This window comes from Streptomyces rubellus (assembly GCF_036323805.1).
In the GTDB taxonomy this organism is placed as follows: Bacteria; Actinomycetota; Actinomycetes; order Streptomycetales; family Streptomycetaceae; genus Streptomyces.
The window spans coordinates 80,638-106,982 of sequence record NZ_JAZDCX010000012.1; the positions used below are offsets into that span (position 1 = coordinate 80,638).

At 73.7% G+C, this 26,345-nt stretch carries 20 protein-coding genes and 1 riboswitch; of the genes, 16 read left to right on the forward strand and 4 right to left on the reverse strand.

Annotation, left to right across the window (positions count from 1 at the left end; translation table 11 throughout):
- The first annotated feature begins 121 nt into the window (after positions 1–121).
- The 4 genes from V1L54_RS16095 (at position 122) to V1L54_RS16110 (ending at position 5,223) form a co-directional block, all read left to right on the forward strand.
- The gene (locus V1L54_RS16095) at positions 122–1,288 is read left to right on the forward strand and encodes a DUF4192 domain-containing protein (RefSeq protein WP_330118697.1); all 1,167 of its coding nucleotides are present in this window, start codon (positions 122–124) and stop codon (positions 1,286–1,288) included.
- A 55-nt stretch (positions 1,289–1,343) separates the two neighbouring features.
- Complete coding sequence (locus tag V1L54_RS16100; RefSeq protein WP_330118698.1) at positions 1,344–2,081, forward strand: NUDIX hydrolase; 738 nt, start codon at positions 1,344–1,346, stop codon at positions 2,079–2,081.
- 178 nt (positions 2,082–2,259) lie between these two features.
- Positions 2,260–3,276: a FadR/GntR family transcriptional regulator gene (locus tag V1L54_RS16105; RefSeq protein ID WP_330118699.1), complete on the forward strand. Its 1,017-nt coding sequence runs from the start codon at positions 2,260–2,262 to the stop codon at positions 3,274–3,276.
- A gap of 375 nt (positions 3,277–3,651) precedes the next feature.
- Positions 3,652–5,223: an RNA polymerase sigma factor gene (locus V1L54_RS16110; protein ID WP_330118700.1), complete on the forward strand. Its 1,572-nt coding sequence runs from the start codon at positions 3,652–3,654 to the stop codon at positions 5,221–5,223.
- A gap of 300 nt (positions 5,224–5,523) precedes the next feature.
- On the opposite strand, the gene V1L54_RS16115 is transcribed toward V1L54_RS16110, so the two are convergent.
- Positions 5,524–5,754 carry a DUF7455 domain-containing protein gene (locus V1L54_RS16115; RefSeq protein WP_330118701.1) on the reverse strand — a complete coding sequence of 77 codons (231 nt, stop codon included), beginning with the start codon at positions 5,752–5,754 and terminating at the stop codon, positions 5,524–5,526.
- Between the two features lie 491 nt (positions 5,755–6,245).
- Between V1L54_RS16115 and V1L54_RS16120 the strand changes: the two genes are divergently transcribed.
- The 3 genes from V1L54_RS16120 to V1L54_RS16130 all read left to right on the forward strand — a co-directional run bounded on the left by V1L54_RS16120 (position 6,246) and on the right by V1L54_RS16130 (position 10,473).
- Positions 6,246–8,348 (forward strand): DNA gyrase/topoisomerase IV subunit B, encoded by a 2,103-nt coding sequence (locus tag V1L54_RS16120; RefSeq protein WP_330118795.1) that lies wholly within the window; start codon positions 6,246–6,248, stop codon positions 8,346–8,348.
- Between the two features lie 170 nt (positions 8,349–8,518).
- Positions 8,519–9,022, forward strand: coding sequence for a DUF485 domain-containing protein (locus V1L54_RS16125; protein ID WP_330118702.1), 504 nt, complete (start codon positions 8,519–8,521; stop codon positions 9,020–9,022).
- Positions 9,019–10,473 (forward strand): sodium:solute symporter family transporter, encoded by a 1,455-nt coding sequence (locus V1L54_RS16130; RefSeq protein WP_330118703.1) that lies wholly within the window; start codon positions 9,019–9,021, stop codon positions 10,471–10,473. Before V1L54_RS16125 ends, V1L54_RS16130 begins: the two co-directional genes overlap by 4 nt.
- 31 nt (positions 10,474–10,504) lie before the next feature.
- On the opposite strand, the gene V1L54_RS16135 is transcribed toward V1L54_RS16130, so the two are convergent.
- On the reverse strand, positions 10,505–11,416 hold the full coding sequence (locus V1L54_RS16135; RefSeq protein ID WP_330118704.1) for a ferredoxin family protein: 912 nt from the start codon (positions 11,414–11,416) through the stop codon (positions 10,505–10,507).
- A 126-nt stretch (positions 11,417–11,542) separates the two neighbouring features.
- Between V1L54_RS16135 and V1L54_RS16140 the strand changes: the two genes are divergently transcribed.
- Positions 11,543–12,589 carry a CobW family GTP-binding protein gene (locus V1L54_RS16140; protein WP_330118796.1) on the forward strand — a complete coding sequence of 349 codons (1,047 nt, stop codon included), beginning with the start codon at positions 11,543–11,545 and terminating at the stop codon, positions 12,587–12,589.
- A 62-nt stretch (positions 12,590–12,651) separates the two neighbouring features.
- Here the strand turns inward: V1L54_RS16140 and V1L54_RS16145 are convergent, their stop codons facing one another.
- Positions 12,652–15,096 carry a DNA gyrase/topoisomerase IV subunit A gene (locus V1L54_RS16145; protein WP_330118705.1) on the reverse strand — a complete coding sequence of 815 codons (2,445 nt, stop codon included), beginning with the start codon at positions 15,094–15,096 and terminating at the stop codon, positions 12,652–12,654.
- Positions 15,097–15,366: 270 nt separating this feature from the next.
- Between V1L54_RS16145 and V1L54_RS16150 the strand changes: the two genes are divergently transcribed.
- From V1L54_RS16150 to V1L54_RS16165, 4 genes are all read left to right on the forward strand, one after another.
- A complete protein-coding gene (locus V1L54_RS16150) occupies positions 15,367–16,788 on the forward strand; it encodes a M16 family metallopeptidase (protein ID WP_330118706.1) in 1,422 nt (473 codons plus the stop codon).
- A 68-nt stretch (positions 16,789–16,856) separates the two neighbouring features.
- A complete protein-coding gene (locus tag V1L54_RS16155; RefSeq protein ID WP_330118797.1) occupies positions 16,857–18,227 on the forward strand; it encodes a M16 family metallopeptidase in 1,371 nt (456 codons plus the stop codon).
- Between the two features lie 218 nt (positions 18,228–18,445).
- Positions 18,446–18,608: riboswitch (cyclic di-AMP (ydaO/yuaA leader) on the forward strand.
- A gap of 12 nt (positions 18,609–18,620) precedes the next feature.
- Positions 18,621–19,469, forward strand: a complete 849-nt coding sequence (locus tag V1L54_RS16160) for a M23 family metallopeptidase (RefSeq protein ID WP_330118707.1) — start codon at positions 18,621–18,623, stop codon at positions 19,467–19,469.
- 125 nt (positions 19,470–19,594) lie between these two features.
- Positions 19,595–20,299 carry a GntR family transcriptional regulator gene (locus V1L54_RS16165; protein WP_330118708.1) on the forward strand — a complete coding sequence of 235 codons (705 nt, stop codon included), beginning with the start codon at positions 19,595–19,597 and terminating at the stop codon, positions 20,297–20,299.
- Positions 20,300–20,421: 122 nt separating this feature from the next.
- Here V1L54_RS16165 and V1L54_RS16170 read toward each other — a convergent pair whose 3' ends face one another.
- Positions 20,422–20,727, reverse strand: coding sequence for an HPr family phosphocarrier protein (locus V1L54_RS16170; RefSeq protein WP_330118709.1), 306 nt, complete (start codon positions 20,725–20,727; stop codon positions 20,422–20,424).
- A gap of 146 nt (positions 20,728–20,873) precedes the next feature.
- Between V1L54_RS16170 and V1L54_RS16175 the strand changes: the two genes are divergently transcribed.
- From V1L54_RS16175 to V1L54_RS16190, 4 genes are all read left to right on the forward strand, one after another.
- Positions 20,874–23,681 carry a bifunctional acetate--CoA ligase family protein/GNAT family N-acetyltransferase gene (locus V1L54_RS16175; protein WP_330118710.1) on the forward strand — a complete coding sequence of 936 codons (2,808 nt, stop codon included), beginning with the start codon at positions 20,874–20,876 and terminating at the stop codon, positions 23,679–23,681.
- Positions 23,682–23,708: 27 nt separating this feature from the next.
- Positions 23,709–24,335 carry a DUF5998 family protein gene (locus V1L54_RS16180; RefSeq protein ID WP_330118711.1) on the forward strand — a complete coding sequence of 209 codons (627 nt, stop codon included), beginning with the start codon at positions 23,709–23,711 and terminating at the stop codon, positions 24,333–24,335.
- Positions 24,335–25,573 (forward strand): alkaline phosphatase family protein, encoded by a 1,239-nt coding sequence (locus V1L54_RS16185; RefSeq protein ID WP_330118712.1) that lies wholly within the window; start codon positions 24,335–24,337, stop codon positions 25,571–25,573. Before V1L54_RS16180 ends, V1L54_RS16185 begins: the two co-directional genes overlap by 1 nt.
- A 77-nt stretch (positions 25,574–25,650) precedes the next feature.
- Positions 25,651–26,340 (forward strand): thymidine kinase, encoded by a 690-nt coding sequence (locus tag V1L54_RS16190; RefSeq protein WP_330118713.1) that lies wholly within the window; start codon positions 25,651–25,653, stop codon positions 26,338–26,340.
- The last annotated feature ends 5 nt before the right edge of the window (positions 26,341–26,345 follow it).

Below are 26,345 nucleotides of genomic sequence, written 5' to 3' on the forward strand. Positions count from 1 at the left end.
GCACCGACACAGGGCGAACGGGCTGTGGATGATCCAGCACTCATATGATGAATATGAATAAAGGGAGCACCTGTGGACAAACGGGATGCGAAGCGTTGCCCGTCGGGGCCACTGTCGGGGCATGACACAGCACAGCGAATCAGCCCCGCAGTCGTCCGCCGCCACCCGCGTCACCCTGCGCGGCCCGGCCGAACTGGTCGAATCCCTTCCCTACCTGCTCGGTTACCACCCCGACGACTCCATCGTCCTGGTCGGCCTCCACGGCCCGGGCGGACGTTTCGGGGGCAGGCTCCGGGCGGGCATCCCCGCCGGGGAGGAGGCATGGGCCGAAACCGCCGGGCAGCTCGCCGACTGCCTGCGCGGGAGTGCCGCCGCGCGCGGCGGCACTCCCGACGGGGTTCTCCTCTTCTTGTGCCAGGATCCGGTCGACGGCGGCGGGCGGGCCGTGATGGAGCGGCTCAGGCCGCTCGCCCAGCTGCTGCGGACCGCCTGCGGGGCGCTGGACATGCCCGTGTACGAGGCGTTGTGCGTGTCCGGCGGCCGGTACTGGTCCTACTGCTGCCCCGACTCCCGCTGCTGCCCGGACGAGGGCACCCCGCTGGAATCCCGCGGGACTCCGGTCATCGCCGCGGCCGCCGCCTACGCCGGGGTGCGGGTGGCGGGCTCCCTGAAGGAACTGACGGCCAGACTGGCACCGCTCGGCCCGCCGGTCGCGGAGCCGCAGGAGCAGGCCCTCGACCTCGCGGGCACCGCTCTGGTGCCCCGGCTGCTCGGTGACGCGGACCGGCGGGCCGTGCGCACCGAGACGATCGCGCTCGCCCGCCGGCTGCTGGACCGCTACCGGTCCGTGCCCGCGGGGGGCCGGGGAGTGGGGGAGGCCCGTGCCGACGCCCGGGACGACGGTCTCCTCTCCCACGAGGAGGCCGCCGCCCTGATCCTCGGACTCCAGGACAGGGTCACCCGGGACTGGGCGGCGGAGTGGATGGAGGGCGAGGACGCGGCGCCCGCGCTCAGGCTGTGGCGGGCGCTGGCCCGGCGGTGTGTCGGCGCCTACGCGGAGCACGCCGCGGCCCCGCTCACCCTGGCGGGGTGGGTCGCCTGGTCCGGCGGCGACCAAACGGGAGCGCGTGTGGCGCTGGGCCGGGCGCTGGAAACCGATCCGGAGTACCTCTTCGCACGGTTGCTGCACAGTGCCTGCGGCAGCGGGATCGACCCCGAACCACTGCGCGAGTGCCTGCGGCGGCAGCGGGCCGAACGCGACCTCGGTGCCCCGGTGGTCCGCGGGTGAGGACGGAGCCGCACACGACCCTGTTTATCGTCAGGCAGACGACTATGATCGCGTCATGCCCTACGACCCGTCGGCCTTCCCGCCCTTCGCCGTCACCGTCGATCTGGTCGTGCTCACCGTGCGCAGGCACGCGTTGTGCGCGCTGGTGGTCCGCCGGGGCGAGCCGCCGCACCAGGGCAGGTGGGCGCTGCCCGGCGGTTTCGTGCGCGTCGACGAGGGACTTGAGGCCGCCGCCGCCCGGGAGCTCACCGAGGAGACCGGGTTGCGCGTCCAGGGCCCGGACAGTCCGCACGCGGGTGCCCATCTCGAACAGCTCGCGACCTACGGGGCCCCGGAACGGGATCCGCGGATGCGGGTGGTCAGTGTCGCCCACCTGGTACTCGCCCCCGACCTGCCCACTCCCACGGCGGGCGGCGACGCGCACAGCGTCCGCTGGGCACCGGTGGACACCCTGCTGGTCCCGGACGGTGAACGGTCCGACCCGCTCGCCTTCGACCACACCCGGATCCTCGCGGACGGGGTGGAGCGGGCCCGGTCGAAGATCGAGTACTCCTCGCTCGCCACCGCCTTCTGTCCGCCGGAGTTCACGGTGGGCGAGCTGCGGCGGGTCTACGAGGCGGTGTGGGGCGTCGTGCTCGATCCGCGGAACTTCCACCGCAAGGTCACCGGCACCCCGGGTTTCCTGGTGCCGACGGGTGGTACGACGACACGTCAGGGCGGGCGGCCCGCACAACTGTTCCGCGCGGGCGGGGCGACACTGCTCAACCCTCCCATGCTGCGCCCGGAGATCTGAGGGGGAGCGCCGGAGGAAAGCGCGGGCGGACGGCCGGGCGCGGGAGCCTCCCGGGCCCGCGCCGTGGCCCCGCCGCCGGGCCGCCATCGCGCGTGGGGACGCGGCGCACATCCGAGCGAGAGATTCTTTCCTTCCGATAAGGCGTCAATTATGCAGAGGTCGCTGATCACCCTTTCGTGTGCTTTTCAGCAAAGCCCTCAAGGCCGTCCGGAGTACCGCCGACAAAGGATGCGTGACTACCCTTGCGCACACCACGATGACCTCGGCCCGCTCCGCCGACTCCGGCCCGGCCGGCCCGGGCGAGCCGGACCGCCGCGCCCACGCCGAGTCGACCGGCGCGCCCCGCGCCACCAGTGTTCCCGCCTGGGACAGCGGGGAGGCGGACATGGCCAGGGCGGCCGGCCGCCGTGCCGCCGGGAACCGGGGGCGCGGTCTGCACGGGCAGCTCGTACAGCAGCTGGGCCAGATGATCGCCTCCGGCGACATCGGGGCCGACCGCCCACTCGTCCCCGAGGAGATCGGCCAGCGCTTCGAGGTCTCCCGCACCGTCGTCCGCGAGTCCCTCCGGGTCCTCGAGGCCAAGGGGCTGGTCAGCGCCCGTCCCAATGTCGGTACGCGGGTCCGTCCGGTCAGCGACTGGAACCTCCTCGACCCCGACATCATCGAGTGGCGCGCCTTCGGCCCGCAGCGCGAGAACCAGCGCCGTGAACTGTGCGAGCTGCGCTGGGCCATCGAGCCGCTCGCCGCCCGGCTCGCGGCCGACCGCGGCGGTGACGAGACTCAGCAGCGTCTTGCCGACATGGTCGGAATCATGGGGCACACACTCGCCCAGGGGGACGCCCTGACCTTCTCGCGGGCGGACGCCGAGTTCCACGCCCTGCTTCTGCAGGCGGCGGGCAACCGGATGCTGGAACACCTCTCCGGCATCGTCGGGGCCGCTCTCCGGGTCTCCGGGGCTCCGGCGGCGGGCTGCGAGCGTCCCACCGAGGCGTCGGTGGCACATCACCGGAGGATCGCCGACGCCGTCGCGTCCGGCGAGGCCGCCGTCGCCGAGGGCGCGGTGCGCCAGCTGCTCGCGGTCTCCTCCGAACTGTCCGCCCCCGCCCCCGGTTCCGCCGTGCCGTCCGACACCCCGGCGGCCCCGCAGCAGGGCGGCTCCTCCGACCATGTGGTGCCGGCCCCGCGCGAGCACTGACCCCCGCCGCCGGCCGCACCGCGGAGCGTCGCCGGGGCCCGCACCGGGCGGGTCCCGGCGACGCCCGTACCCGCCTCGTGATCCGTGCCCCGCCGCACCGGCGTCCGGGGCGCATGCCCCGGAGGTATGCCGGGAAAGAGGGGACCGGTCGGATATGTCCTGTGACTCGGGACACTCGAATCAGGCGTAACGCTTCGCGTGGCAGCGCGATGACTCTAGAGGTGGCAGCCACCGGGGGAGTAAAGACGCCGTGTCCGGCGTTGTAGTTTCTCCATCGCTCCACCCGAGCCACCGGTCATCCCCACCGGGGTTTGCAGGTTCCGGATCCTTCGTGGGCGGGGCCGAAGCCGTTTCCATCGTTCCGAGAGGTTGTTCGTGTCGGCCAGCACATCCCGTACGCTCCCCGCGGAGATCGCCGAGTCCGCGTCCGTGATGGCGCTCATTGAGCGGGGAAAGGCCGAGGGGCAGATCGCCGGCGACGATGTGCGTCGGGCCTTCGAGGCTGACCAGATTCCGCCGACCCAGTGGAAGAACGTCCTGCGCAGCCTCAACCAGATCCTCGACGAGGAGGGGGTGACGCTGATGGTGAGCGCCGCCGAGGCGCCCAAGCGCACCCGCAAGAGCGTCGCGGCGAAGTCCCCCGCCAAGCGCACCACCGCCACCAAGACGGTTGCCGCGAAGAAGACCACCGTCAGGAAGGTCGCCGCCACCGCGGAGAGCCCGGCGGAGGACGCGGAGGAGCCCGTGGAAGAGGCTCCGGCGAAACCCGCCAGGAAGACGGCGGCCAAGAAGGCCACCGCCAAGAAGGCCGCCGCCAAGAAGACGGCGGCCAAGAAGACGGCGGCCAAGAAGACCACCGCCAAGAAGACGGCGGACGAGCTGGTCGAGGGCGGCGAGGAGGTTCTCGAGGAGCCCCTGGTCAAGGGCGGCAAGGCGGCCGACGATCCCGTGGTCGAGCCCAAGGGCGAGAGTGAGGGCTTCGTCCTGTCCGACGAGGACGAGGACGACGCCCCGGCCCAGCAGGTCGCCGCCGCGGGTGCCACCGCCGACCCGGTCAAGGACTACCTCAAGCAGATCGGCAAGGTCCCCCTGCTCAACGCCGAGCAGGAGGTCGAACTGGCCAAGCGCATCGAGGCCGGCCTCTTCGCCGAGGACAAACTCGCCAACAGCGACAAGCTCGCTCCCAAACTCAAGCGCGAGCTGGAGATCATCGCCGAGGACGGCCGCCGCGCCAAGAACCACCTGCTGGAGGCCAACCTCCGTCTGGTGGTCTCCCTGGCCAAGCGCTACACCGGTCGCGGCATGCTCTTCCTGGACCTGATCCAGGAGGGCAATCTGGGCCTGATCCGCGCCGTCGAGAAGTTCGACTACACCAAGGGTTACAAGTTCTCGACGTACGCGACCTGGTGGATCCGCCAGGCCATCACCCGGGCCATGGCCGACCAGGCCCGCACCATCCGCATCCCGGTGCACATGGTCGAGGTGATCAACAAGCTCGCGCGTGTCCAGCGCCAGATGCTTCAGGACCTGGGCCGCGAGCCCACCCCGGAGGAGCTGGCCAAGGAACTCGACATGACCCCGGAGAAGGTCGTCGAGGTGCAGAAGTACGGCCGCGAGCCGATCTCCCTGCACACTCCGCTCGGCGAGGACGGCGACAGCGAGTTCGGTGACCTCATCGAGGACTCCGAGGCGGTCGTCCCGGCCGACGCGGTCAGCTTCACCCTGCTGCAGGAGCAGCTCCACTCGGTGCTCGACACGCTCAGTGAGCGTGAGGCGGGTGTGGTCTCCATGCGCTTCGGTCTCACCGACGGCCAGCCCAAGACCCTGGACGAGATCGGCAAGGTCTATGGCGTGACCAGGGAGCGGATCCGGCAGATCGAGTCCAAGACGATGTCGAAGCTGCGCCACCCGTCCCGCTCGCAGGTGCTGCGAGACTACCTGGACTGAGCCGGGGCCCGGACCGGGATCGTGTGACGGCGGGCGGGGTGGTGCGGGCGGACAAGCCCGCACCACCCCGCCCGCCGTCGTGTGCGCGCCGCGGGACGGGCTCCCCACGGGGAGGCCTCCGGATGCGGAAACCGGCCGTGTGCTCCACGCTGGACGGGGCGGGTGGCCGGCCCCGCCCCCGGAGACGGGAACGGGCGGCCACCCCGTCTGGAGTGGCCGCCCGTCGCGACCGGCCCTGGACCGGCCGAGGCTCGTCGGATGGATGAAGACGCGGATGCCGCCGGATCGGCGGATGAGCCGTCAGCGCTCGCTTTCGCCCGCGGTCGCGGGAGTGGCGGTGAGCCGCTCCGTCTCATCCTGTATCTCCGCGGCGATCTTCTTCAGTTCCGGCTCGAACTTGCGGCCGTGGTGGGCGCAGAACAGCAGCTCTCCACCGCTGAGCAGCACTACGCGCAGGTATGCCTGGGCGCCGCAGCGGTCACAGCGGTCAGCGGCCGTCAGCGGGCTCGCGGGGGTCAGAACAGTAGTCACGTCGCCTCTTCTCTAGCTCGACGAGCTGTCGTACCAGGGTCAACATCCAACCAGGCCGAAAACGTTCCCGCTCGTGGCTTTTCCTCGGAAAATCTCTCTGTGAGGTGGCTGACTGTTGCCGGGATGGCGGCGAATGAGCCGTTTACAGAGATTTTTTGATCTTTGCCGTCATGTTGTCTGTTCGGTTGTCTCCTCCGGCGCCGGTCTCCCGGTCTGTTCCTGAGGACGTGCCCGGAGCCTAGAGGGTTCATGCCCGGAAGGGAACGTGATGTACACGTCACCAGGGCTGTTCATCGAACACCTGGTCGATACTGAGTTAGCATAACGTCTCTCCCGGGGGTCTCCTGGGCGTCTCCTGGGTGGTGTCACCTGGGCTCTCCTGGGCCTCGGTACCCTCTGACCGGCAAGACAGAGCCATCCCCAGCGAAATTCAGCGAGGAGCGAACCGCGTGACCGCCGAGACTCCCCTGGCCTCCGGCAGGGGAACACCCATGCCGTCCACCGCCCTGCTGACGGGAGCGGACCGTGACGGTTCCAACTACACCGCGCGGCACCTGCTCGTCCTCGAAGGGCTGGAGGCGGTGCGCAAGCGGCCCGGCATGTACATCGGCTCCACCGACAGCCGCGGTCTGATGCACTGCCTCTGGGAGATCATCGACAACTCCGTCGACGAGGCACTCGGGGGCCACTGCGACCACATCGAGGTGGTCCTCCACGAGGACGGCTCGGTCGAGGTGCGGGACAACGGCCGCGGCATCCCCGTCGACGTCGAGCCCAAGACGGGGCTGTCGGGTGTCGAGGTCGTGATGACCAAGCTGCACGCCGGCGGCAAGTTCGGAGGCGGCTCGTACGCCGCCTCGGGCGGTCTGCACGGTGTCGGAGCCTCCGTCGTCAACGCCCTGTCCGCCCGCCTCGACGTCGAGGTCGACCGCGACGGGCGCACCCACGCCATCAGCTTCCGGCGCGGTGTCCCGGGCATCTTCACCGAGTCCGGCCCCGACGCCCCCTTCGACCCGGCGAGCGGTCTGCGCAAGGGGAAGAAGCTTCCCAGGACCCGGACCGGCACCCGGGTGCGGTACTGGGCCGACCGGCAGATCTTCCTCAAGGACGCCCGGCTCTCCCTGGAGAACCTGTACGCCCGCGCCCGCCAGACCGCCTTCCTGGTGCCCGGCCTGACCATCGTCGTCCGCGACGAGCGCGGCACCGACGGCGCGCCGCCCGCGGAGGAGGTCTTCCACTACGACGGGGGCATCAGCGAGTTCTGCGAGTTCCTCGCCCAGGACCGGCCGATCTGCGACGTGCTGCGGCTGACCGGCCAGGGCGCCTTCAAGGAGACCGTCCCGGTCCTGGACGACCGCGGCCACATGATCCCCACCGAGGTCACCCGCGAGCTGGGTGTGGACGTCGCGCTGCGGTGGGGGACGGGGTACGACAGCACGGTCAGGTCGTTCGTCAACATCATCGCCACCCCCAAGGGCGGCACCCACGTCGCCGGCTTCGAACGGGCGGTCACCCGCACCGTGAACGAGGTGCTGCGCGCCACCAAGCTGCTGCGCGTCGCCGAGGACGACATCGTCAAGGACGACGCCCTGGAGGGCCTGACGGCGGTGGTGACCGTACGGCTGGCCGAGCCCCAGTTCGAGGGGCAGACCAAGGAGGTGCTGGGCACCTCGGCGGCCTCCCGGATCGTCGCCCAGGTGGTCTCCAGGGAGCTCAAGGCGTTCCTGACCTCCACCAGGCGTGACGCCAAGCAGCAGGCCCGCGCGGTGCTGGAGAAGGCCGTCGCCGCGGCCCGCACCCGTATCGCCGCCCGCCAGCACAAGGAGGCGCAGCGCCGCAAGACCGCGCTGGAGTCCTCCGCGCTCCCGGCCAAGCTGGCCGACTGCCGCAGCGACGACGTGGAGCGCAGCGAGCTGTTCATCGTCGAGGGCGACTCGGCCCTGGGCACCGCCAAGCTCGCCCGCAACTCGGAGTTCCAGGCGCTGCTGCCGATCCGCGGCAAGATCCTCAACGTCCAGAAGTCCTCCGTCTCGGACATGCTGAAGAACGCCGAGTGCGGTGCGATCATCCAGGTCATAGGGGCCGGGTCCGGCCGGACCTTCGACATCGACCAGGCGCGCTACGGCAAGGTGATCTTCCTGGCCGACGCCGACGTCGACGGCGCGCACATCCGCTGCCTGCTGCTGACGCTCTTCCAGCGCTACATGCGGCCGATGGTCGAACAGGGCCGGGTCTTCTCGGCGGTGCCGCCGCTGCACCGGGTCGAGCTGGTCAACCCCAGGCGGGGGCAGGAGAAGTACATCTACACGTACTCCGACAGCGAACTGCGCCAGACCCTCCTGGACCTGCAGAGCAGGGGGGTCCGCTTCAAGGACTCCATCCAGCGCTACAAGGGACTGGGCGAGATGGACGCCGACCAGCTCGCGGAGACGACGATGGATCCGCGCCACCGCACCCTGCGGCGCATCAACATCAGCGACCTGGAGACCGCCGAGCGGACCTTCGACCTGCTGATGGGCAACGAGGTCGCGCCGCGCAAGGAGTTCATCTCCACCTCGGCGGCGACGATGGACCGCTCCCGGATCGACATCTGAGCCGACGGCGCACACCTCCGGGACGCGAGCTCGGTACGCGCCCCGCCTCATGGACTCCGCTCCCCCGGGGGAGCGGAGTCCATGAGACTCCCGGGCCGGACGACCCCTGAAAGGGTGAAGACTTCCGGATCGGCTCCCGCGGGCCCCCGCCGCTCGGCCCATCCTGGGGCATGCGGATCGACGACCCCTGGTACGACGCCCTCGCCTCCGGCTGGGGTGAGCGGTACGAGCCCGCGCCCCCCGCCGCCCCGCCCGCCGGGGAGCGGCCCGGCACCGGGCCGGACGCACACGCCGCCGCCTGGCTCGCCGTCCACCGCGGCGCTCCCTTCCGGGAGCTGCGCCGCCGCCACCGCCGCTCCGTCCTGGCCACCGCCGCGGCCTTCCTCCCCCTGCACCTGGCCTACGCGGCCACCGCCGTCACCGCGCCCGGGCTGATGGCCCGCCCGCTGGACGGCGGACCGCTCACGGTGGGGGTGCTGGCCTGGCTCGTCCAGTTCGCCGCCGTCCTGGTGCCGGCCGGGGCGTACGCCCGCCACGCGCGGCTGTACCGGGACGGGACGGCGCTGGAGCTGCGCTGGCAGACCGAGGAGCTGCTCCGCGCGGCGGAGCGGACCCCGCAGCCGGCCCGCGCGGCGGCCGGCGGACGGGGAGACCGCGAGGGGCCGCTCCGGTGACCGGCGGCCGGCCGCTGCCGGCAGGGCGGAACGGCCTCGCCCTCGTCGGTGCCCAGCTGCCCGCCGCCGTCCTTCTCGGCGCGGCCGGACCGGTCGCCCTCCGCGGCCATGACGGGATGCTCCACTGCGCGGCCCTCCTCGCCGCCTGGCCGGTCGTCCTCCTGATCGCCGAGCTCGTCCGCAACCGCGGCCGCCGCACCCTCGCCGACGTGCTCACCGTCCGCACACGGCGGCGACCGGTCCGGATCGCCGCGGGGATCTCCTCCGTCGCCGTCTCGGTCCTCTACCTGGCCGCCCAGCTGGCCGCCGCGGGCTCTCTGGCGGCGCTCCTGCCGTCCGGCACCGGTGCCGACGGGGCCGTGGTCCGCGGCTGCGCCGTCGCCGCGGCCGGCGCGCTCGCGGCACTCTGCGTCCTGCAGGGCGGCATGCGCGCGGTCACCCGGCTCCAGCTGGCCGCGGCCGTCCTGCTGACAGCGGGCGCCCTCGCGCTCGTCTCACCGGTGCTGCTGGGGCACGGCGCCGACCCGGCCGCCCTGCTCGCCGAGGCCGGGCCCGGCGGCTCCGGCCCGGCCCCCGGCTCCCCGGTGCCCGGCGCGGGACAGGGCTGGGCCGCCCGGCTGGACCTGGCCGGCCTCACCCTGGCGCTCGTCCTGGGCACCGCCGGGCTGCCGCATGTCCTGGCCCGCCTCCGTACCGTTCCCACGGCCCGTGCGGCGCGGCACTCCGTGGTGTGGGCGGCCGGACTGACCGGCCTCCTGGTGCCGGCGGCGGTCGTGCTCGGGCCGGGAGCCGCCGCACCGGAGGCGGTACGCGCCGCCGCCGGTGCGGGCGGGGCGGCCCCGGGGACAGGCACCCTGCCGTCCGGGCCGGTGGTGGCGGCGGTCGCGGCGGCCGTTCTCGTCACCGCCTCGGCGGCGGCCGCGGGAGCGCTGCTCGCCGCCGCGGTGTCGGCCGTCCACGACCTGCGCGGTCCCGCCGTCCGGCACCGGGACCGGGACCGGCCGCCCCGGAGCGACGCCGCGGCCGTCCGGAGAGCGGCGGTGGCCGTGGTGGCGGCGGCCGTCGCGCTGGTGCTCCCCGCCGGCGCCCCGGACGCCCTCCTCCTCGCCGGAACGGCCTTCGCGGTCGCCGCCTCCGCCCATCTGCCGGTGCTGCTGTACAGCCTCTTCTGGCGCCGCTTCACCGCCCGCGGCGCCCTGTGGACGCTCTACGGCGGTCTGGCGTCGGTCGTCCTCCTGACGCTGCTCTCCCCGGCCGTCTCCGGCGGCCCGCAGGCCCTGCTCCCGGAACGCGACTTCGCCCTCTTCCCGCTGAGCAACCCGGCACCGGTCTCGGTCCCGCTCGGTTTCCTGGCGGGCTGGCTGGGCAGCCGGCTCTCCCCGGGGCAGGTGGACGCGACCGGACACGCCCGGGCGGAGGTCCTGGCGCTGACGGGTGCGGGAGCACGGTGAGCGGCGGTACCGGGAGCGGCCCGGGCACGGCTCACCGCGGGACGACCGCGGCGACCGTCATCCTGGGCAGCGGCTCGGGCGCACCCCCGCAACTGGCGGGCAGCGGGGGTACGGCGGTGTCCGCGACGACGGTGGCGCGCCAGCCCCGGCCGGCGGGCCCGCTCACCGTGACGCGCCACTCGGGAGCGGCGCCCTCGGTACCGGTGACCGTCAGGGCGTCGGCGCCCCTCTCGCCCGTCAGCGCCCGTACCGCCAGCTCGGCGGCCTGCCCCGGGCGGTCCCAGGCCGAGCGGCCGCGGCAGCCGTCGGTGACGACCCGGCCGCGGCGCAGCTCGTCCAGGAGGCCCTTGACGGCATGGCCCGCCAGCCGGCCGTACGCGTAGCCGTGGGGCAGCACCAGCAGGGTGGGGGAGAAGCGGTGGCCGCCGAGGTGGGTGGTCTCCCACACCTCGGCGGTGCCGTCGGCGGCCAGTTCGGTGGCCAGGGGGCGGCCCAGCAGGGCGCAGCAGCGGTCGCGCCTGCCGTTGGTGCACACCAGGGCCAGCGGGTCACCACCGTACGGCTCCCACCGGCCGCCGTGCTCCCCCGCGCCGAGGGCGGTCATGGCGCCCGCGTCGAGGTCCCGCAGCGGCTCCGGGCCGTCCAGCACGGCGGTGCGCACCCAGGAGCGCCCGGGAAGGGTGTGGGCGAGGTAGACCCGGCGGCGGGCGGGGCGGTGACGGTCCGGGTGGCGGCCCGGGCGACGGATCAGGGCGACGCGCACCCCGGTGCCGGCGGCGGCCCGTTCCAGGGCGCGGCCGAGTGCCGGATCGAGGTGGCTCTGGGTGACGGCCCTGGCACCCCACGGACCGGGCTGCTCGACGAACAGCCAGGTCCGGGCCGTCGCGGCGGTGGCCGCGAGCGGTTCGGACAGTGCCCGGGAGGCGGCCGAGCAGGTACTCACACCACCGAGCCTAGCTCTCCGGTCCCGGACGGCCCGGGTCCCGGGCGGGTCCGGGGCGTCGGCTACGATCGGCAGCCGTCCCGGTACGGCTGCCGATCGCACACCCGGCACGATGGAGGCGTGAGCTTGGTCAGGAAGCGGATCCCGGTCGTGGTGCTGGCCGGTTTCCTGGGGTCGGGGAAGACGACGCTGCTCAACCACCTCCTCTCGCACAGCGGAGGCAGCCGGATCGGTGTGATCGTCAACGACTTCGGCAGCATCGAGATCGACGCCATGGCGGTGGCCGGACAGGTCGACTCGATGGTCTCCCTGGGCAACGGCTGCCTGTGCTGCGCCGTCGACACCGCCGATCTGGACGAGATGCTGGAGAGGCTGGCCCGTCCCGCGGCGGGCATCGACGTGATCGTGGTGGAGGCCAGCGGACTGGCCGAGCCGGAGACACTGATCCGGATGATCCTGTCGAGCGGGAACGAGGACATCGTCTACGGCGGACTCGTCGAGGTCGTCGACGCCGCCGAGTTCGAGGCCGTCCGGGCCCGGCACCCCGAGATCGGACGGCATGTGGCCATGGCCGACCTGGTGGTGCTCAACAAGGCCGACCGCGTCGGCGAGGCCGGGCTGTCCGGACTGGAGACGGAGCTGCGGCGGCTGGCCCGGGGCGCCCCGGTGGTCCGCGCCTCGCACGGCCGGATCGACCCGGAGCTGCTCTTCGACCGGAGCCCGGAACCGGCGGAGACGACGGCCGTACGGCAGCTGTCCTTCGAGGACCTGCGGGCCGAACTCCGCGCGGCGGAGGACGGCGGGCACGCCGGGCACCCGCACACCGCCTACCAGAGCGTGGAGTTCACCGCCGGGGAGCCGGTGGACCCGCGCCGGTTCATGGCGTTCCTCGACGGCAGGCCGGACGGTCTGTACCGGATCAAGGGCTTCGTGTACTTCGGGGTACCGGGCCACCGGCAGAAGTTCGAGGTGCACACCGTCGGCCGCTTCCTGCGCTTCAGCCCTCGGCCGTGGGAGCGCGACGAGCCGCGTACGACACGGCTGGTGCTGATCGGCTCCGGTATCGACGCCGGAGCCGTGCGCGGGGAGCTGGCGGCCTGCGCGGCGGCCGGCTCCGCCGGCCAGGCGGGCCCGGACAGCATGTGGGGCGTCCTGCGCTACGTACGGCCCTGAGCCGGCCCGCCCGGGGCCGGCTCAGGGTTCCGTCCCCGGACCGGGGACCGGGGCCGCGTCCGTCACACCGGCCCGGCGACCACCGTGACCGGCTTGGCCAGCGGGGTGCCCGAGCCGTCACGGCGCGGGTCGGGCTCCGGCAGCTCGACCGGCGCGCCCTTGGCGTCCGCCGCGCGGGCCGGGGCTGCACCGGCCCAGGCGAACACCAGATGGTCCTCGCCCTTGAGGAAGCGCTGGCAGCGCACCCCGCCCGTCGCCCGGCCCTTGCGCGGATACTGGTCGAACGGCGTCAGCTTGGCGGTCGGCGTGTCGACCAGCGCGCCGCGCGAACTCGCCACCGTGAACACCACCGCGTCGGCCGCCGGGTCGACGGCGGTGAAGGAGATCACCTTCGCGCCCTGGCCCAGCTTGACGCCCGCCACCCCGCCCGCCGGGCGGCCCTGCGGCCGCACCTGTCCGGCGGGGAAGCGCAGCAACTGCGCCTCGTCGGTGACGAAGACCAGGTCCTCGTCGCCGGTGCGCAACTCCACCGCGCCGACGACGCGGTCGCCCTCCCGCAGGCCGATGACCTCCAGCTCGTCCTTGTTGGCGGGGTAGTCCGGCACCACCCGTTTGACCACGCCCTGCTCGGTGCCGAGCGCCAGACCGGGGGAGGACTCGTCCAGAGTGGTCAGGCACAGCAGTTCCTCGCCCTCCCGCAGGGACAGGAACTCCGTGAAGCGCGCGCCGCCCGCCAGGTTCGGCGGGGAGTTCTCCGGCAGCTGGGGAAGGTCGATCACCGACAGCCGCAGCAGCCGCCCGGCCGAGGTCACCGCCCCCACCTCGCCCCGGGCCGTGGCGGGGACGGCCGAGACGATCACGTCGTGCTTGCGGCGCCGGCCGCCGACGTCGAGGGCCGTGTCGCCGTTCGCGGTGCGGGCCAGCAGGCCGGTGGAGGACAGCAGCACCCGGCACGGGTCATCGGCGACCTGGAGCGGGACGGCCGCCGCGGGAGCCTCCGCGGAGGCCAGCAGCCGGGTGCGGCGCGGGGTGCCGTACTTCTTGGCGACCGCGGCCAGTTCCGAGGAGACCAGCTTCCGCAGGGCGGCGTCGGACTCCAGGATGTGGGTGAGCTCCTCGATCTCGGTCTTCAGCCGGTCGCGCTCGGCCTCCAGCTCCAGCCGGTCGAACCTGGTCAGCCGGCGCAGCGGGGTGTCGAGGATGTACTGGGTCTGGACCTCGGACAGGCCGAACCGGGCGATCAGCGCCTCCTTGGCCTGCGCGGCGTTCTCGCTGGACCGGATGAGCCTGATGACCTCGTCGATGTCGAGCAGCGCCACCAGCAGGCCCTCGACCAGGTGCAGCCGGTCCCGCCGCTTGCGGCGCCGGAACTCGCTGCGCCGCCGCACCACCTCGAAGCGGTGGTCGACGTAGACCTCCAGCAGCTCCTTCAGACCCAGCGTCAGCGGCTGGCCGTCGACCAGGGCCACGTTGTTGATGCCGAAGGACTCCTCCATCGGGGTGAGCCTGTAGAGCTGCTCCAGCACGGCCTCGGGGTTGAAGCCGTTCTTGATCTCGACGACCAGCCGCAGCCCGTGCTCGCGGTCGGTGAGGTCCTTGACGTCGGCGATGCCCTGGATCTTCTTGCCGTTGACCAGGTCCTTGATCTTGGCGATGACCTTCTCCGGACCGACGGTGAAGGGCAGTTCGGTGACGACCAGGCCCTTGCGCCGCGCGGTCACGTTCTCCACGGAGACCGTGGCGCGGATCTTGAAGGTGCCGCGGCCCCTGGCGTACGCGTCCCGGATGCCGCCCAGCCCGACGATCTGGCCGCCGGTGGGCAGATCCGGGCCCGGCACGAAGCGCATCAGCGTCTCCAGGTCCGCGCCGGGGTGCCTGATCAGGTGCCGGGCGGCGGCGACCACCTCGCCCAGGTTGTGCGGCGGCATGTTGGTGGCCATCCCGACCGCGATCCCCGAGGCGCCGTTGACCAGGAGGTTCGGATAGGCGGACGGCAGCACGACGGGTTCGTTCTCGCTGCCGTCGTAGTTGGGGGCGAAGTCGACGGTGTCCTCGTCGATCGACTCGGCCATCAGCCCGGCGGCCGGGGCGGACCGGCACTCGGTGTACCGCATCGCCGCGGGCGGGTCGTCGTTGCCCAGCGAGCCGAAGTTGCCGTGTCCGTCCACCAGCGGCAGCCGCATCGAGAACGGCTGCGCCATGCGGACCAGCGCGTCGTAGATGGCGCTGTCGCCGTGCGGGTGCAGCTTGCCCATCACCTCGCCGACGACCCGCGCGCACTTGACGTAGCCGCGCTCGGGGCGCAGGCCCATCTCGTGCATCTGGTAGAGGATCCGCCGGTGCACCGGCTTCAGGCCGTCCCGCGCGTCGGGCAGGGCGCGCGAGTAGATGACCGAGTAGGCGTACTCCAGGAAGGAGCCCTGCATCTCGTCGACGACGTCGATGTCGAGGATGCGCTCCTCGAAGTCTCCCCCGGGCGGCGGGGTCTTCGTACTGCGGCGGGCCATCGCGGCTGCGACTCCTTCTCGGTACTTCTCGGTGCCTGTCGGTACTTGCTGGTGCTCGTTCGTGCTTGCCGGCGCTCGCCGGTGCTCGTGGGGACCTGCCGGTGCCCCGGCGGCCGGGGAGCGGACGCTGACCATTGTGGACCTCGGCTGTGACAGCCGGATCCCCGCCCCGAACCGTACGGGAACTTCGCGCTTTGTCGGGCCGCTTGCATACAGTGACCACACACGCGTTGCGAGAACGCTGTCCGCGATCGAAGGGACTCCCTGCCCATGGGTCACACGGCCACGCCCCCGCCCACCGCCGGCGGTCTGACGGCGACCGAGCACCGGCTGACCAACGGCCTGCGCGTGGTGCTCTCCGAGGACCACCAGACGCCGGTCGCCGCGGTGTGCCTCTGGTACGACGTCGGTTCCCGCCACGAGGTGCCCGGCCGCACCGGTCTGGCGCACCTCTTCGAGCACCTGATGTTCCAGGGCTCGGCCCAGGTGACGGGGAACGGCCACTTCGAGCTGGTGCAGGGCGCGGGCGGCTCGCTCAACGGCACCACCAGCTTCGAGCGCACCAACTACTTCGAGACGATGCCCGCCCACCAGCTCGAGCTGGCCCTGTGGCTGGAGGCCGACCGGATGGGCTCGCTGCTGGCCGCCCTGGACGAGGAGTCCATGGAGAACCAGCGCGACGTGGTGAAGAACGAGCGCCGCCAGCGGTACGACAACGTGCCCTACGGCACGGCCTTCGAGAAGCTGACGGCGATGGTCTACCCCGAGGGCCACCCGTACCACCACACCCCGATCGGCTCCATGGCCGACCTGGACGCCGCGTCCCTGGCGGACGCCCGGGACTTCTTCCGCACCTACTACGCGCCGAACAACGCCGTACTGGCGGTCGTCGGCGACATCGACCCGGAGCGCACCCTCGCCTGGATCGAGAAGTACTTCGGCTCCATCCCCTCCCACGACGCCAAGCGGCCGCCGCGCGACGGCACCCTGCCGGACGTCGTCGGCGAGGAGCTCCGGCAGGTCGTGCGCGAGGAGGTGCCCGCCCCGGCGCTGATGGCCGCCTACCGGCTGCCGCACGACGGCACCCGTGAGGCGGACGCCGCCGACCTGGCGCTGACCGTGCTCGGCGGGGGCGAGTCCTCCCGCCTCCACAACCGGCTGGTCCGCCGGGACCGCACCGCCGTCACCGCGGGCTTCGGCATGCTGCGGCTGTCGGGCGCCCCCTCGATGGGCTGGCTGGACGTCAAGTTCTCCGGCGGTGCCGAGGCCGCCGACATCGAGCGGGCCGTGGACGAGGAGCTGGCCCGGTTCGTCGCCGAGGGCCCCACCCCCGAGGAGATGGAGCGGGCCCAGGCGCTGCTGGAGCGCGAATGGCTGGACCGGCTGGCCACGGTCGGCGGCCGCGCCGACGAGCTGTGCCGGTACGCCGTGCTGTTCGGCGACCCCCAGCTCGCCCTGACCGCGGTGGAGCGGGTGCTGCGGGTCACCGCCGAGGAGGTGCGCCAGGTGGCCGCCGCCCGGCTGCGTCCCGACAACCGCGCGGTGCTGGTCTACGAGCCCGTCGGGGCGACCGCGCCCGACACCGCGGCGGAGGTCGCCGACGGTGCCACCGTCTCCGGTACCGCCGCCGACGCGTCCGCCGCCGGTACCGCCTCCGCCGACACCGCCACCGACGAGGAGACCGCTCAGTGAGCGACGCCACCGCCCAGTCCGCCCGGTCCGCCGGCGCCTCCCCGGAGCAGTCCGGGAACGGCGTGTCGATGGACTTCCACCCCCAGCCCGCCGGCGGGCAGCCCAGGCCCTGGGCGTTCCCCGCCCCCGAGCGCGGCGAGCTGTCCAACGGCCTGACCGTGCTGCGCTGCCACCGGCCCGGCCAGAAGGTCGTCGCGGTCGAGGTCAACCTGCCGGCCCCGCTGGACGCCGAGCCCCGGGACCGGGAGGGGGTCGCCGCGATCATGGCCCGGGCGCTGAGCGAGGGCACCGACAAGCACAGCGCCGAGGAGTTCGCCGCCGAGCTGGAGCGCTGCGGGGCCACCTTGGACGCGCACGCCGACCACCCCGGGGTGCGGGTCTCGCTGGAGGTCCCGGCCTCCCGGCTGACCAGGGCGCTCGGCCTGCTCGCCGACGCGCTGCGCGCCCCCGCCTTCCCCGCCGGCGAGGTCGAGCGGCTGGTGCGCAACCGGCTGGACGAGATCCCGCACGAGCTGGCCAACCCCGCCCGCCGGGCGGCCATCGCCCTGTCGAAGGAGCTGTTCCCGGAGGACTCCCGGCTCTCCCGGCCCCGCCAGGGCTCCCAGGAGACCATCGAGGGCATCGACGCCGCGGCGGTGCGCGCCTTCTACGAGGCGCACGTACGGCCCTCGACCGCCACCGCCGTGGTGGTCGGCGACTTCACCGGGGTGGACCTGGACGCCGCCCTCGCCGACACTCTCGGCGCCTGGACCGGCACCGCCGCCGAGCCCCGGCCGATGCCGCCGATCACCGCGGACGACACCGGCCGGGTGGTGATCGTGGACCGCCCCGGCGCGGTGCAGACCCAGCTGCTCATCGGCCGGACCGGCCCCGACCGGCACGACAGCGTCTGGCCCGCGCAGGTGCTCGGCACGTACTGCCTGGGCGGCACCCTGACCTCCCGCCTGGACCGGGTGCTGCGCGAGGAGAAGGGCTACACCTACGGGGTGCGGGCCTTCGCCCAGGTGCTGCGCTCGGCCCCCGGCGGTACGGGCGCCTCCCTGCTGGCCGTCAGCGGCTCGGTGGCCACCGATGTGACCGGGCCCGCGCTGGCCGACCTCTGGCAGGTGCTGCGCACCCTGGCGGAGGAGGGGCTCACCGACGAGGAGCGGGACACCGCCGTGCAGAACCTGGTGGGAGTGGCCCCGCTGCGCTACGAGACGGCGGCGGCCGTCGCGGGCACCCTCGCCGACCAGGTGGAACAGCACCTTCCCGACGACTACCAGGCGCGGCTGTACGCCCGGCTCGCCGAGACGGGCACCGTGGAGGCCACGGCGGCGGTGGTCGCCGCCTTCCCCGCGGACCGTCTGGTGACCGTGCTGGTGGGGGACGCCGCACAGATCGCCGAGCCGGTGCGCGAGCTGGGGGTCGGGGAGGTGACCGTCGTCACGGACCAGTGACCGGCGGCACCGCGACGGACGGGACATCTCGGGACGTCTGCCGGGGGCCCCTTGTGTGGTTGCCACACAAGGGGCCCTCGGCGTGTCTGTTTTGACCCCTTATGGCGTAAGCGGCGTGTGTCATGCGTGACAAAGCCACTGATTTGCTTGTTCGCTCAAACTTGTCTGTTTAGCGTCGTTTCCGCTGCCCGTCAGAAGCGTCCGCGACCGCGGCCGACGGTCAGCACTCGCCGAGTCCCCCGCCAGGGGGAGCCGGGGACCCACCCTCCGCGCCGACCGCGTGCGAGGTGCCCCACCGGGGTGAATCGGGCCACGCGCCCGTAGGAGACCTTCCTGCTCCGAACCCGTCAGCTAACCCGGTAGGCGACAAGGAAGGAAAGGAGCACGCCGTCCATGGCGTTCAACCGTGCCACCGGGCAGTTCACCGACAGGCTCACCGAGCGGATCACCGGTCTGACCGGGAGGCTCACCGGCGGAGCCCCGCTCTCCGCCCGCGCCGTGCGCACCGGCGCCGGCCTCGCGGGGGCCGCCGCCCTCGCCGCCACCGGCGTGGTCGGCACCCTCGCCACCCCCGCCGCCGCCGCGTCCGACGGGACGCCCAGGACCTACGCCCTGGGCTACGTCCAGGCAGTGGCCGTCGGCGACACGATCGCCGACGACGTCAGGGCCCAGGCCGAGGCCCAGCGGCGCGCGGCCGACGCCTCCCGCGAGCGTGCCGGGGCCGCCGGGTCCGCCGAGGACGCTTCGGCCACCCGGGCGGCCGCGAAGGAGCGCGCCGCGAAGGAGCGTGCGGCGGACCGCAGTGCCGACCGCACCGCCCAGCGGCGCGCGGCGAGCGGCTACACGGCCCCGTACGAGGGCGCGCGCACCACCACCCCCTACAAGGCGTCCGGCACCGCCTGGTCCTCCGGCAGCCACAGCGGCATCGACTTCCCCGTCCCCACCGGCACCGCCATCCGCTCCGTCGGCCCGGGCACCGTGGTGACGGCCGGCTGGGGCGGCGCGTACGGCAACCAGGTCGTCATCCGCCACAAGGACGGCCGCTACACCCAGTACGCGCACCTGTCCTCGCTGGGCGTCGCGCCGGGGCAGTCGGTCGGCGCCGGGGACCGGATCGGCCTGTCCGGCAGCACCGGCAACTCCACCGGCCCGCACCTGCACTTCGAGGCGCGCACCGGCGCCGACTACGGCTCGGACATCGACCCGATCGCCTACCTGCGCTCCAAGGGCATCGGCGTCTGATCCGCTCCGCCCCGCCGCATCTTTTACGCCTGTTTTCCACCGGGCATCGGAAATTCCGTTCCGGTGGAATACAGTTCGACTCTGCGGAACATCGCGAACGCGGAGACGACGGCGGAGGTCGGCCCATGCGCATTTCGGCGCACATGGTGTGCACTGCGGTCCGCGACGACATCGTCTCCGGTGCTTTTCCGCCCGGGGCGCGGCTCACCGAGGAACTGCTCGCCAGACGCTACGGCGTCTCGCGGGTCCCGGTGCGCGAGGCGCTGCGCACCCTGGAGTCCGAGGGCTTCGTGACCACCCGGCGGCACGCGGGCGCCTGCGTCGCCGAGCCCACCGAGCAGGAGGCCGCCGACCTGCTGGACCTCCGCGCCCTGCTGGAGCCGCTGGGCACCGCCCGTGCGGCCCAGCGGCGCACCGAGGCGCAGCTGAGGGTGCTGCGCGGGCTGGTCCGGCTGGGCCAGCAGCGGGCCGAGCGCGGGCAGTTGTCCGACCTGCGGGCGCTGGGGGACTGGTACCACGAGACGCTGGCCCAGGCATCCGGCAGCCCCACCCTGGCCACTCTGCTCACCCAGCTCCGCCGCAAGATCGCCTGGGTGTACGCCGCGGAGCCCCCGCTGCGGGCGACCGCCGTCTGGCGGGAGCACGGCGCCGTCGTCGACGCGGTGGCCCGCGGCGACGCGGAACGGGCGCGGGCGCTGGCGGCCGCGCATGTGGAGCGCTCGGTCGCCCTCCGCCGCGAACAGCGGCCGGTGGCCGTGCGCCGGTCCCGCCAGAAAGGTGCCGTGAGAAAGACGAAACACACCGTAAACACGGGCGGCGATAATTCGTAACAGGATTCGTATACGCCGGGGAAACAGGCCGGAGAATTCCTGTCCGATTCTCCCGGGTGTACCGGAAGGCGGTGGAGTGGGTAACTCAACCGCCTTCGCGTGCCGATGTCTCCGGACCGGACTCAGACGGTTTCGGGAAGTTCCCCGAGCCCCTCGGAAACCAGTCTCGCCAGCCGGTCCAGGGCCGCCTCGGCGTCCCCGTCGTCGTGACCGTCACCGTCACCGGATCCGGAGGCCAGCACGATCTCGTCACCGCCCCGCGCGCCCAGGCCCAGCACCGCGAGCATCGACACGGCGCTGACCGGCTCACCGCCGGGCCTGGCCACGGTGACGGGGACGCCGGCGGAGGCGGCGGCGCGTACGAAGATCGCGGCGGGGCGGGCGTGCAGGCCCTCGGCCCAGCCGACGGTGACACGGCGCTCGGCCATGGTGGTCGCCCTTCGGTGGGGAGCAGCTGTCCGGATCAGCTTCGCACAGCCGGCCGCCGCCGCAACGCCGCCGCCGGCCCGTACGGCGGACCCGTACCGCCACCGCGGACCGGAACGCCCGGGGCACGAGTGACTAGGCTGGCCCCATGCGGACGCCGACCGAGGAGCCTGCCTACCCCGCCCACTGGGAGGCCGACGTGGTGCTGCGCGACGGCGGCACGGCCCGGATCCGGCCCATCACCCCCGAGGACGCCGACCGTCTGGTCAGGTTCTACGAGCAGGTCTCCGACCAGTCGAAGTACTACCGCTTCTTCGCCCCCTATCCCCACCTCTCCGACCGCGACGTACGCCGCTTCACCCACCACGACCACGTCGACCGGGTCGGACTGGCCGCCGTCGTCGGCGGCGAGTTCATCGCCACCGTCCGCTACGACCGCATCGACCACCTGGGCCGTCCCGCCTCGCTGCCCGCCGACGAGGCCGAGGTCGCCTTCCTGGTCCGCGACGACCACCAGGGCCGCGGCGTGGGCTCCGCCCTCCTGGAGCACATCGCCGCCTGCGCCCGGGAGCGCGGGGTGCGCCGCTTCGTCGCCGAGGTGCTGCCCGCCAACGTGAAGATGGTCAAGGTCTTCACGGACGCGGGCTACGCCCAGAAGCGCACCTTCGAGGACGGCACGGTCCACCTCACCTTCGGCATCACGCCGACCGAGCAGTCCCTGGCGGTCATGCGGGCCCGCGAGCAGCGCGCCGAGGCCCGCTCCGTGCAGCGGCTGCTGTCCCCCGCCTCGGTCGCCGTCATCGGGGTCAGCCGCATCTCCCGCGGTGCCGGGCGCACCGTCCTGGCGAGCCTGCGCGCGGCGGGCTTCACCGGCCGCGTCTACGCCGTCAACCGCGCCTTCCTGCCCCAGACGGCCGAGATCGGCTCGGTGCCCGCGCACCGCTTCGTGCACGAGATCCCCGAGCCCGTCGACCTGGCCGTCGTCGCGGTGCCCGCCGAGGAGGTGCCCGGGGTCGTCGCCGAGTGCGGCGCGCGGGGGGTGCGGGGCCTGGTCGTCCTCTCCGCGGACTTCGGCCGCGAGGAGCAGCGCGAGCTGGTCCGGCAGGCACGCTCGTACGGCATGCGCATCATCGGCCCCAACGCCTTCGGGGTGATCAACACCGCCCCCGGGATCCGGCTCAACACCACCCTGTCGCCGCGGACCCCCGAGCCCGGGCGCATCGGGCTGTTCACCCAGTCCGGGGCCATCGGCATCGCCGTGCTGGACGCCCTGCACCGCCGCGGCCGGGGGCTGGTGGGCGTCTCCACCTTCGTCTCCGCCGGGAACCGCGCCGACGTCTCCGGCAACGACGTGCTCCAGTACTGGGACGACGACCCGGACACCGACGTCGTCCTGATGTACCTGGAGTCCTTCGGCAACCCCCGGAAGTTCAACAGGCTGGCCCGGCGCACCGCCGCCCGCAAGCCGATCGTCGTGGTCAAGGGCGCCCGGCACAGCGCCAGCGTCCCGCCGCCCGGCCACGCCGTGCCCGCCGGACGCACCCCCGACGCCACGGTCTCCTCGCTGCTGCGGCAGGCCGGGGTGATCCGCGTCGACACCGTCACCGAACTCATCGACACCGGCGTGCTGCTGGCCGCCCAGCCGCTGCCCGCGGGCCCGCGGGTGGGCATCCTCGGCAACGCCGAGTCGCTGTGCCTGCTCACCTACGACGCCTGTCTGGCCCGGGGGCTGCGTCCGCGGCTCGCCACCGGCCTGACCACCGAGGCCGCCCCCGGGGACTTCCGCGCCGCGCTGCGCGCCGCGCTCGCCGATCCGGCCACCGACGCCGTCGTGGTCGCCGCGATCCCCCGGGTGGAGGGGGCCGAGGAGGACTGGGGGGCGGCCGAGCTGGCCGCGGCACTGCACGAGGCCGGCTCGCCCGCCGACGCCCCCGCCGGGGCCTCCGAGACCCCCGAGACCTCCGACGGCGCCGCCCCCGGCGGCCCCGCCAAGCCGGTGGCCGTGGTCCATCTGGCCATCGAGGGGCTGGACGCCGCCCTGGCCGAGCACGGCCTGCCCGCCTACCCCGCCCCCGAACGCGCCGTGGGCGCCCTGGCGGAGGCCGTCCGCTACGCCCGGTGGCGGCGCGAGGCCGCCGCGCCGGGCCGGGTCCCCGAGTACGAGGACATCGACGAGCCGGCCGCCTCCGCCGTACTGGACCGCGCCCTGGACCGCCGCCCCGAGCGGGACCGCGAGACGCACCGCAGCACACCGCTGACCCGCGAGGAGGCGGCCGAACTGCTGCGGCACTACGGCATCGCGGTACGGCCCGCCCTGCCCGCCCCCGACGCGGACGCCGCCGCGGCGGCCGCGCGGCGGCTCGGCTACCCCGTGGCGCTGAAGACCACCGCCCCGCATCTGCGCCACCGCGCCGACCTGGGCGGCGTACGGCTGGACATCGCCGACGAGACCGGCCTGCGGCACGCCTGGGACGAGCTGACCGGGCAGCTCGGCAGCCCCGCCGAACTGCGCCCCGTGGTCCAGGCCATGGCCCGGCGCGGGGTGGACACCGTCGTCCAGGCCACCGTGGACCCGGCCATCGGCGCGGTGCTCTCCTTCGGGCTCGCCGGACCACCCTCCGAACTGCTGGGCGACACCGCCCACCGGCTCGTCCCCGCCACCGACCGGGACGCCGCGGAACTGGTGCGCGCCATCCGCTCCGCGCCGGTGCTGTTCGGCTGGCGCGGGGCCCAGCCGGTGGACACCGCCGCCCTGGAGGAGCTGCTGCTGCGGGTGTCCCGGCTGGTGGACGAGCACCCCGGGATCGTCTCCGTCGACCTGGAACCGGTGGTCGTCGCCGCCTCGGGCCTGGCCGTCCTGGACGCGGCCGTCCGGGTCGCCGACGCGCCCGCCGCCCTCGGCACCGGCTATCCCGCCTGGTCCGACCAGGGCCCCCGCCGCCTGCCCGCGTACTGACCGCCCGGTCCCCGTAGGATGGTCCGCATGGCGAAGACCGGTACGACGACCAAGGGGCTGCGCGCGGCGATCGAGCGCAGCGGCTACTACCCGGCTCTGGTGGCCGAGGCGGTCGAGTCCGCCGTGGGCGGTGAGCCGGTGTCCTCGTACGTGGTCCACCAGGAGACCACGTTCGACTCCAACGAGGTCCGCCGCCATGTCACGGTGCTGGTGCTCACCGGCACCCGCTTCATCGTCAGCCACACCGACGAGCAGCCCGCCGACGGCACCTCCCCGTCGCCGTACGCCACGACCTCCACCGAGTCGGTGAAGCTGGAGCGGATCTCCTCGGTCGTCCTCAGCCGGGTGGTGGCCGATCCGGAGTCCTACACGCCCGGCACGCTGCCCCGCGAGGTCGTCCTGACCATCGGCTGGGGGGCCGTCTCCCGGGTGGACATGGAGCCCGCCAACTGCGGGGACCCCAACTGCGAGGCGGACCACGGCTACACGGGCTCGCTCACCGCCGACGACCTGTCGCTGCGGGTCAGCGAGACCGGCGACGGCCCGGACACCGTCCGCCAGACGCTCGCCTTCGCCCAGGCCCTCTCCGAGGCCATCGCGGCCGCCGCGGCGACGACCACCGCCGCTGCCGCGACGGCGACCGGCGCACGCTGATGGCCCGGTCCGTCCCGCACGGCCCGGCTCCGCAGGAACCGGCGGCATCCGGAACCCCGGGCGAAGTCCCGTACGAGGCGGCCCCGCTGGATCCGCGCGGCGCGCCCGTGCCGCGCTACGGCGAGGCCTCGCTGGCCGACCTGCTGCCCGCCGTCGCCGCCGGACTGGGCGTGCCCGGGATGACCTCCGGGCTCGGTCTGAAACCCGCCGACCGGGCCTGTGTGTTCCTGGTGGACGGCCTGGGCTGGGACCTGCTGGCCGCCCATCCCGGCGAGGCGCCCTTCCTGAACTCGCTGCTGTCCACCTCCCGGGGCGGCACCGGGGAGCCGGTCACCGCGGGCTTCCCGTCCACCACCGCCACCTCGCTGGCCTCCGTCGGCACCGGGCAGGTCCCCGGCGCCCACGGACTGCCCGGGTACACCGTGCTCGACCCGGCGACCGGCGGGCTGATGAACCAGCTGCGCTGGCAGCCGTGGACGGATCCGCACGCCTGGCAGCCGTACCCCACCGTCTTCCAGCTCGCCGACGCCGCCGGGATCGCCGTCTGCCAGGTCACCGCGCCGCACTTCGAGCACACCCCGCTCACGCGGGTCGCGCTCTCCGGCGGCACCTTCCACGGCAGGCTCTCGGCCGAGGAGCGAATGGACTTCGCCGCCGACCGGCTGGGCGCGGCCGACCGCACCCTGGTCTACACGTACTACGCCGAACTCGACGGCAGCGGCCACCGCCACGGGGTGGACTCCGAGGACTGGCGCGACCAGCTGAGGTACGTGGACCGGCTCGCCCGGCGGCTGGCCGAGCAACTGCCGCCGCGCTCGGTCCTCTACGTCACCGCCGACCACGGCATGGTGGACATCCCCCGGGATCCGGAGGCCCGCTACGACTTCGACGAGGACTGGGAGCTGCGCGCGGGCGTGGCGCGGCTCGGCGGCGAGGGCCGGGCCCGCCACCTGTACGCCGTGCCGGGCGCGGCCGGCGACGTCCTGGCCGTGTGGCGCGAGGTCCTGGGGGAGCGGGCCTGGGTGGCCGCCCGGGACGAGGCGGTCGAACTGGGCTGGTTCGGCCCGCGGGTGGACGACCGGGTGCGCGCCCGGATCGGCGACGTGGTGGTCGCGATGAGCGACCCGGTCGCGGTCGTCGCCACCGGGACCGAGCCGAAGGAGTCCGAACTGATCGGCATGCACGGTTCCATGACGCCCGCCGAGCAGTTCGTCCCCCTGCTGGAGGTCCGCACCTGATCCGGTGCCGGCCGCCGCGCCCGCCCGGGTCCTCCTGCCCGCCCCCGTCCGCCCGCCGAAAGGTCTTCGAACCACCCATGCCCGAACTGGTCTTCTTCGCCGGAACGATGGACTGCGGGAAGTCCACCCTCGCCCTCCAGATCCAGCACAACCGCTCGGCGCGCGGTCTGTCGGGGATGATCTTCACCCGCGACGACCGGGCGGGGCGGGGACGGCTCTCCTCCCGGCTGGGCCTGGTCACCGAGGCCGTCGAGGCGGGCGAGGGCTTCGACTTCCACGCCCATCTGGTACGGCATCTGACGGCGGGCGGCCGCACCGACTACGTCATCGCGGACGAGGCGCAGTTCCTGGCGCCCGAACAGGTGGACCAACTCGCCCGGGTCGTCGACGACCTGGGCATCGACGTCTTCGCCTTCGGCATCATGACGGACTTCAGGACCCACCTCTTCCCCGGCTCCCGGCGGCTGATCGAGCTGGCCGACCGGATCGAGTCGCTCCAGGTCGAGGCGCTGTGCTGGTGCGGCGCGCGGGCCACGCACAACGCCCGCACGGTCGGCGGGAAGATGGTCGTCGAGGGTGCCCAGGTCGTCGTCGGGGACGTGGCGGGGCCCGGGGGCGCGCAGGGGGAGGACGTCGGCTACGAGGTGCTGTGCCGGCGCCACCACCGGCGCCGGCTCACCGCGGCGACGGCCGGGGCGGGCGCGCTGTCCCCGGACGTGCTGCCCGTGGACGGCGGCACGGACACCCCGGCGCCCGCCCGGACGTAGGACGT

What these genes read in the sequence shown, in the direction of transcription:
- V1L54_RS16190 (WP_330118713.1), top strand. Translation starts at nt 25,651, where the DNA reads ATGCCCGAACTGGTCTTCTTCGCCGGAACGATGGACTGCGGGAAGTCC.
- V1L54_RS16170 (WP_330118709.1), bottom strand. Translation starts at nt 20,727, where the DNA reads ATGGCCGAGCGCCGTGTCACCGTCGGCTGGGCCGAGGGCCTGCACGCC.
- V1L54_RS16095 (WP_330118697.1), top strand. Translation starts at nt 122, where the DNA reads ATGACACAGCACAGCGAATCAGCCCCGCAGTCGTCCGCCGCCACCCGC.
- V1L54_RS16180 (WP_330118711.1), top strand. Translation starts at nt 23,709, where the DNA reads ATGGCGAAGACCGGTACGACGACCAAGGGGCTGCGCGCGGCGATCGAG.
- V1L54_RS16125 (WP_330118702.1), top strand. Translation starts at nt 8,519, where the DNA reads ATGCGGATCGACGACCCCTGGTACGACGCCCTCGCCTCCGGCTGGGGT.
- V1L54_RS16145 (WP_330118705.1), bottom strand. Translation starts at nt 15,096, where the DNA reads ATGGCCCGCCGCAGTACGAAGACCCCGCCGCCCGGGGGAGACTTCGAG.
- V1L54_RS16150 (WP_330118706.1), top strand. Translation starts at nt 15,367, where the DNA reads ATGGGTCACACGGCCACGCCCCCGCCCACCGCCGGCGGTCTGACGGCG.
- V1L54_RS16175 (WP_330118710.1), top strand. Translation starts at nt 20,874, where the DNA reads ATGCGGACGCCGACCGAGGAGCCTGCCTACCCCGCCCACTGGGAGGCC.
- V1L54_RS16120 (WP_330118795.1), top strand. Translation starts at nt 6,246, where the DNA reads ATGCCGTCCACCGCCCTGCTGACGGGAGCGGACCGTGACGGTTCCAAC.
- V1L54_RS16100 (WP_330118698.1), top strand. Translation starts at nt 1,344, where the DNA reads ATGCCCTACGACCCGTCGGCCTTCCCGCCCTTCGCCGTCACCGTCGAT.
- V1L54_RS16185 (WP_330118712.1), top strand. Translation starts at nt 24,335, where the DNA reads ATGGCCCGGTCCGTCCCGCACGGCCCGGCTCCGCAGGAACCGGCGGCA.
- V1L54_RS16165 (WP_330118708.1), top strand. Translation starts at nt 19,595, where the DNA reads ATGCGCATTTCGGCGCACATGGTGTGCACTGCGGTCCGCGACGACATC.
- V1L54_RS16160 (WP_330118707.1), top strand. Translation starts at nt 18,621, where the DNA reads ATGGCGTTCAACCGTGCCACCGGGCAGTTCACCGACAGGCTCACCGAG.
- V1L54_RS16155 (WP_330118797.1), top strand. Translation starts at nt 16,857, where the DNA reads ATGGACTTCCACCCCCAGCCCGCCGGCGGGCAGCCCAGGCCCTGGGCG.